Below are 6,670 nucleotides of genomic sequence, written 5' to 3'. Positions count from 1 at the left end.
CGCTGGGTGTCGCCTTCCTGGGGCCCTTGGGGACGTTCTCCGAAAGCGCGGCGGTCAAGCATTTCGGTCATGCGGCGCGGCTGGCCCCTCAGGCGGCCATCGATGACGTCTTCCGCGAAGTGGAGGCGGGGCACGCCCATTACGGTGTCGTGCCCGTGGAGAACTCCACCGAGGGTGCGGTGGGACGCACGCTGGACCTGCTGCTCGGTTCGCCTCTCAAGATCTGCGGCGAGGTCGTGTTGCGCATCCATCAGCATCTCATGACCCGCGAAACCGAGCTGGCGGCAGTGCGGAAGGTGTATTCCCATGCCCAGTCCCTGGCCCAGTGCCACGAGTGGCTCAACCGGATGTTGCCCGGCGTGCCGCGGATCTCCGTGGGCAGCAATGCAGAGGCGGCCCGGCTGGCGTCGGAGGAGCCGGGTGCTGCGGCCATCGCCGGCGAGGCAGCGTCCGAACGCTACGACCTGCCCCGTCTTGTAGAGAGCATCGAGGACGAGCCCAACAACACCACCCGCTTCTTGGTTCTCGGGCGTCATGACGCGGGGCGGACGGGGAGCGACAAGACTTCCCTGATCATGTCGGCGGCCAACCGTCCCGGTGCGGTTCATGAATTGCTCGCACCCCTGGCGGATGCGGGAGTATCCATGAACCGTCTGGAATCCCGCCCGGCCCGGGCAGCCCTCTGGGAATATGTTTTTTATGTGGATATCGAAGGCCACCGGGACGACCCTGCCGTCAAGGCTGCGCTGGGTTCCCTGGCTGGTCGTGCTGCTTACCTGAAGATCCTGGGGTCCTACCCCCAGGCCGTGTATTGACGTTTTCCGGAGTCTTTCCGCATGCATTTGTGTGACCTGGCCCCTGCCCACATTCAGGCGATTTCCCCTTATCAGCCCGGCAAGCCGATTGCCGAGCTGGCTCGTGAGATGGGGCTGGCGGAGTCGTCCATCGTCAAGCTGGCGTCCAACGAGAATCCCCTCGGTGTCGGTGAAAAGGCTCGGGACGCAATCCTGGCAACGCTCGGCGAGCTGGCTCGCTACCCGGATGGCAATGGTTTCGAGCTGAAGGATGCCCTGTGCCGCCGCTATGGCGTGGCGATGGATGAGATCGTTCTTGGCAACGGTTCCAACGATATCCTCGAGATGGTCGCAGGTGCTTTCCTCGGACCGGGGCGGGCCGCGGTGTATGCGCAGCATGCGTTCGCGGTCTATCCCCTGGCGACTCAGGCGGCGGGGGCGCAGGGCATTCAGGTGCCGGCCAGAAATTTCGGTCATGACCTGGAGGCCATGCTGGCTGCGATCACCCCTGCGACCCGGGTGGTGTTCATCGCCAACCCGAATAATCCGACAGGCACCTTCATTCCCGGCGCTGAGCTGGAAGCCTTTCTGGCTCGGGTGCCGGCGGACGTTCTGGTGGTCCTGGACGAGGCCTACACCGAGTACCTGGCTCCGGAGCAGCGCTACGATGCCATTTCCTGGCTGCAGCGTTATCCCAACCTGCTGGTTTCCCGTACGTTCTCCAAGGCCTATGGGCTGGCCGGGCTACGGGTAGGGTATGGTCTTGGCAACCCGAAGGTCATTGACCTGCTCAACCGGGTGCGGCAGCCCTTCAATGTGTGCATTCCCGCGCTGGCGGCTGCAGCGGCTGCCCTCTTCGATGAAGACTATCTGCGCCGGAGCTACGAGCTCAACCAGGCTGGCATGGCTCAGTTGACGGGTGGATTCAACCGTCTCGGCCTGGACTGGATCCCGTCAGCGGGCAATTTTGTCGCCTTCAAGGTGGGAGACGCTGCCCGGGTCAATCTGCGCCTGCTTCAGCAGGGGGTGATCGTGCGCCCCATCGGCGGTTATGGCATGCCTGAATGGCTGCGGGTGTCGATTGGCCTTGGGAGCGAGAATGCCCGCTTCCTCGAAGCCTTGCCGCTGGCTCTGGACTGAGCGGGTAGGGGCGTGAAGAAGCTCGACAAGCTGGTGGTCTGTGGTGTCGGTCTGATCGGCGGCTCGGTTGCCCTGGCCCTGCGCCGGGCGGGGCTCGTGAACCGGATCGTGGGGGTCGGTCGCCGGCCGGAACCCCTGGCTCAGGCGAAGTCTCTGGGCATCATTGATGAGGTTTCCACCGACTGGGCGTCGGCCCTGGAGGGCGCCGAGCTGGTCCTGCTTGCGATGCCGGTAGGCCAGATGGATGCAGTCGCCGCGAGCCTGGCTGCTCATCTGGCTCCCGGGACGCTGGTGACGGATGCCGGCAGTACCAAGCGCGATGTGATCGAGGCTATCTACAGGCATCTGGGTGCTCACCTGGGGACTGTCGTGCCGGCGCACCCCATCGCCGGTGCCGAGAAAAGCGGCCCGGCGGCGGCCCGCGCCGATCTCTACCAGGGGCGCAAGGTGGTGGTGACGCCCCTGCCCGAGAACGCGCCTGAGGCGGTTGCCCGGGTGCGGGAGGTCTGGTCCGCCTGCGGGGCGCTGATTCACGAAATGAGCCCCCAGGAGCATGACCGAGTTTTTGCTGCAGTCAGCCATCTGCCCCATCTTCTGGCCTTCGGACTCGTGCATGATCTGGCCGGACGGGCCAATGCAGAGCAACTCTTCAGCTACGCTGCCAGTGGTTTCCGGGACTTCACCCGGGTTGCGGGGAGTCATCCGGAGATGTGGCGGGACATCTGCCTGGCCAACCGCCATTCGCTGCAGGCCGAACTGGATGCCTACCTGGCGGAGCTGGCCTACTTGCGCGCCCTGCTGGTGGCCGGTGACGGCCCAGCGCTGGAGCAGGTGTTCAGTGAAGCCAGCCAGGCCCGCACTGCCTGGGCAGACAAGGCTTTTCCGGCCCCACCTTCGGGCGAGTGAGCTCAAAGCTGGTTTTTGCGGTCGTTCTCCGGACGTCGAAGTCCCCCGATTCTTGCCCCGATGGGGAAACTAGGAGTTTTCATGGAATTCATTGATCTGCCGCCCATGCAGAAGGCTGCTGGAACCGTGCGCCTGCCGGGCTCCAAGAGCATCTCCAACCGGGTGCTGCTGCTTGCGGCCCTGGCGGAGGGAGAAACCCTGGTGGAGGATCTCCTCGATTCGGATGACACCCGGGTGATGCGGGATGCGATCGTCGCGCTGGGTGTTCAGATCACGGACGTGGCCGGCGGCCTCCAGGTGTCTGGCTGTGGCGGTCGTTTTCCTCACGGACAGGCCGACCTGTTCGTGGGCAACTCCGGCCTGAGCATCCGCACCCTGGTGCCGGCGATCGTGGCGAGCCTGTCCGGTTGTGGTGATCCCGAGGCGGCCGTTCGCCTGTCCGGTGTGCCGCGCATGCATGAGCGGCCCATCGGAGATCTGGTGGATGGCCTGCAGCAGTTGGGCGCCCGTGTCGAGTGGCTGGGGCAGGCGGGCTATCCGCCCTTGGCCCTGAAGCCGGCCCTGCTGGCGGCCGACCGGGTTTCCGTGCGTGGCAATGTCTCCAGTCAGTTCCTGACCGGCCTGCTGCAGGCTGCACCGCTGGTGGCGCGGGAAAGACCTTTGGTCATCGAGGTGGAGGGAGAACTGATCAGCCGTCCCTATGTGGAGATCACCCTTAACCTGATGGCGCGCTTTGGTGTCGTCGTCGAGCAGGAGGGCTGGAATCGCTTTACCGTGGCTGCGGGCCAGAGTTACGTGTCACCAGGGCGGATTGCCGTGGAGGGGGATGCCTCTTCGGCCAGTTACTTCCTGGCTGCCGGGGCTCTCGGGGGCGGTCCGGTGCGGGTGGTGGGTGCGGGGCGGCGCAGTATCCAGGGGGATGTGAAGTTCGCCGATGCGCTGGCTGCGATGGGCGTGGAGATCACCTGGGGGGATGACTGGATCGAAGCGCAGGGACCCGCTGGTGGACGTCTGAAAGCCATCGACATGGACCTCAATCATATCCCCGATGCGGCCATGACGCTGGCCGTGGCGGCCTTGTATGCGGAAGGTCCCACCCACCTGCGCAATATTGGTAGCTGGCGGGTCAAGGAAACCGACCGGATTTCCGCCATGGCGAACGAGTTGCGCAAGCTGGGTGCTCAGGTGGAGGAGTTCCCCGAGAGCATCCGGATCACTCCCCCTGCGCAGCGGGCGCCAGCGGTGATCGATACTTACGAGGATCACCGGATGGCCATGTGCTTCTCCCTTGCGACTCTGGGTGGATCCTACGTCCGCATCAACGATCCCAGGTGCGTCAACAAGACCTTTCCGGAGTACTTCACCACGTTTGCGGGGATCACCACACCTGTGCCGGTAGTGGCCATCGATGGCCCGTCGGCTTCCGGCAAGGGGACTGTGGCAGCCCTGGTGGCTGCAGCCCTCGGCTTCGATCACCTGGACAGTGGCGCCTTGTATCGTCTTGTGGCCCTGGCTGCCTTGCGCCAGGGGGCGGGCCTGGATGACGAGGCGGCACTGGCGGGGATTGCTGCCTGCCTGCCTGCCCGTTTTGAGGGCGGGCGGGTGTTCCTTGATGGTGATGACGTGACCGAAGCGATCCGCAGCGAAGCGTGCTCGGTGGGTGCTTCCCGGGTCGCCGTCGTGCCGGCGGTGCGCGAAGCCCTGTTCTGGCGCCAGCGTATGTATCGGCAGGGGGGCGTGCTGGTAGCGGAGGGTAGGGATATGGGGTCGGTGATTTTTCCCGACGCCCGGGTCAAGATATTCCTGACGGCCTCGGCCGAGGCCCGGGCAGAACGCCGCTATAAGCAGTTGATCGATAAGGGAATGCCTGCTAATATCGATGATCTGCTCAAAGATATGCACGAACGTGATGCGCGGGATGCCCAGCGTGCCGCTGCGCCTTTGATGAGATGTGAGGATGCTGCCCTCCTTGATACATCGGAAATGACCGTCCAGCAGGCGGTGGATTTCGTGGTCGGGCAGGCAGCTTTCCTGCGTAACTAGGGTCTTTCGCCCCGCTCAGGGGTGGAAGCATGTCCAACCAACCGCCGTGTCACAACGGTTGTAAGGTTCTTTTTCCATATGTCCACTGCCACCCCTGTTTCCTTCGAGGATAGCTTTGCCGCCCTGTTTGAGGAGTCCCTCAATCGCCAGGAAATGCGCGCAGGTGAAGTCATCACCGCCGAAGTCGTACGCATCGACCAGAATTTCGTGGTCGTCAATGCGGGTCTGAAGTCCGAGAGCTATATTCCCATCGACGAGTTCCGCACCGATCGCGGTGACGTGGCTGCCGAAGTTGGCGACTACGTCCAGGTTGCTATCGAGCAGCTCGAAGACGGCTATGGTGAAACTCGCCTCTCCCGCGACAAGGCCAAGCGCATTGCCGCCTGGAACGACCTCGACAAGGCGCTGAACGACGCTATCCTCGTCAAGGGCATGATCACCGGCAAGGTGAAGGGTGGCCTGACCGTCATGGTCAATGGCATCCGTGCCTTCCTGCCGGGCTCCCTGGTGGACATGCGTCCCGTCAAGGACACCACCCCCTTCGAAGGCAAGGAATTCGAATTCCGTGTCATCAAGCTCGACCGCAAGCGCAACAACGTTGTGGTTTCCCGTCGTGCGGTCCTCGAGGCCTCCATGGGCGAAGAGCGTCAGAAGCTCCTCGAAACCCTCAAGGAAGGCACTGTCGTCAAGGGTATCGTCAAGAACATCACCGACTACGGCGCATTCGTCGACCTGGGCGGCATCGATGGTCTGCTGCACATCACCGACCTGGCCTGGCGTCGTGTGCGTCACCCGTCGGAAGTCCTGGCCGTCGGTGACGAGCTGGAAGCCAAGGTTCTCAAGTTTGACCAGGAGAAGAACCGCGTCTCCCTGGGTCTCAAGCAGCTGGGCGAAGATCCGTGGGTGGGCATCTCCCGTCGTTACCCGCAGGGCACCCGCCTGTTCGGCAAGGTGACCAACATTACCGACTACGGCTCCTTCGTGGAAGTCGAGCAGGGTATCGAAGGTCTGGTTCACGTGTCCGAAATGGACTGGACCAACAAGAACATCCACCCGACCAAGGTTGTCCAGCTGGGCGACGAAGTCGAAGTGATGATCCTCGAGATCGACGAAGACCGCCGCCGGATCTCCCTGGGCATGAAGCAGTGCATGTCCAACCCGTGGGACGATTTCGCCATCAACCACAAGAAGGGCGACAAGGTCCGTGGTCAGATCAAGTCCCTGACCGATTTCGGCGTGTTCATTGGCCTGGAAGGCGGCATCGATGGTCTGGTGCACCTGTCTGACCTGTCCTGGTCCCTGACCGGCGAAGAAGCCGTCCGCCAGTACAAGAAGGGTGATGAAGTCGAGGCCGTGGTGCTGAACATCGACGTGGAGAAGGAGCGTATCTCCCTCGGCATCAAGCAGCTTGATGGAGACCCCTTCACCAACTTCATTGCCACCCACGACAAGAACACCCTCGTGAATGGCACCGTGAAGAGCGTGGATGCCCGTGGCGCCGTGATCCTTCTGAATAACGACGTCGAGGGTTACCTGCGTGCGTCCGAGTTCTCCCGCGACCGTGTGGACGATCTGTCCCTGCTGCTGAAGGTTGGTGAGGAAGTTGAGGCCCTGATCGTGAACGTGGACCGCAAGACGCGTGGCATCAACCTGTCTATTCGTGCGAAGGATCAGGTCGAGCAGAATGAAGCCATGAACAAGCTGGCTTCCGACAGCGCTTCCGCTGCCAGCGGCACCACCAACTTGGGTGCCCTGCTGAAGGCCAAGCTGAACGAGCAGAAGTAAGC

At 63.1% G+C, this 6,670-nt stretch carries 5 protein-coding genes; all 5 read left to right on the top strand.

All coding sequences use genetic code 11. The features are described from left to right. A partial coding sequence (gene pheA / locus PHD22_RS07255; protein ID WP_299864375.1) for a prephenate dehydratase occupies nt 1-815 on the top strand: 815 nt, incomplete at its 5' end. 21 nt (nt 816-836) lie between these two features. Further along, nucleotides 837-1,934 (top strand): histidinol-phosphate transaminase, encoded by a 1,098-nt coding sequence (hisC, locus tag PHD22_RS07250; protein WP_299864372.1) that lies wholly within the window; start codon nt 837-839, stop codon nt 1,932-1,934. Between the two features lie 12 nt (nt 1,935-1,946). Further along, nucleotides 1,947-2,840, top strand: a complete 894-nt coding sequence (locus PHD22_RS07245; protein WP_299864369.1) for a prephenate dehydrogenase/arogenate dehydrogenase family protein — start codon at nt 1,947-1,949, stop codon at nt 2,838-2,840. Nucleotides 2,841-2,921: 81 nt separating this feature from the next. Next, nucleotides 2,922-4,883, top strand: coding sequence for a bifunctional 3-phosphoshikimate 1-carboxyvinyltransferase/cytidylate kinase (locus tag PHD22_RS07240; protein ID WP_299864366.1), 1,962 nt, complete (start codon nt 2,922-2,924; stop codon nt 4,881-4,883). 78 nt (nt 4,884-4,961) lie between these two features. Then, nucleotides 4,962-6,668 (top strand): 30S ribosomal protein S1, encoded by a 1,707-nt coding sequence (rpsA, locus tag PHD22_RS07235; protein ID WP_299864363.1) that lies wholly within the window; start codon nt 4,962-4,964, stop codon nt 6,666-6,668. Nucleotides 6,669-6,670 lie beyond the last annotated feature (2 nt).

Origin of the sequence: Zoogloea sp. (assembly GCF_028693495.1) — a bacterium.
GTDB lineage: Bacteria > Pseudomonadota > Gammaproteobacteria > Burkholderiales > Rhodocyclaceae > Zoogloea.
This window is presented reverse-complemented; position numbering and strand designations above follow the sequence as displayed.

Bases quoted from the DNA above. Each gene is read 5' to 3' on its own strand.
- rpsA (WP_299864363.1), top strand. From the start codon at position 4,962: ATGTCCACTGCCACCCCTGTTTCCTTCGAGGATAGCTTTGCCGCCCTG.
- hisC (WP_299864372.1), top strand. From the start codon at position 837: ATGCATTTGTGTGACCTGGCCCCTGCCCACATTCAGGCGATTTCCCCT.
- PHD22_RS07240 (WP_299864366.1), top strand. From the start codon at position 2,922: ATGGAATTCATTGATCTGCCGCCCATGCAGAAGGCTGCTGGAACCGTG.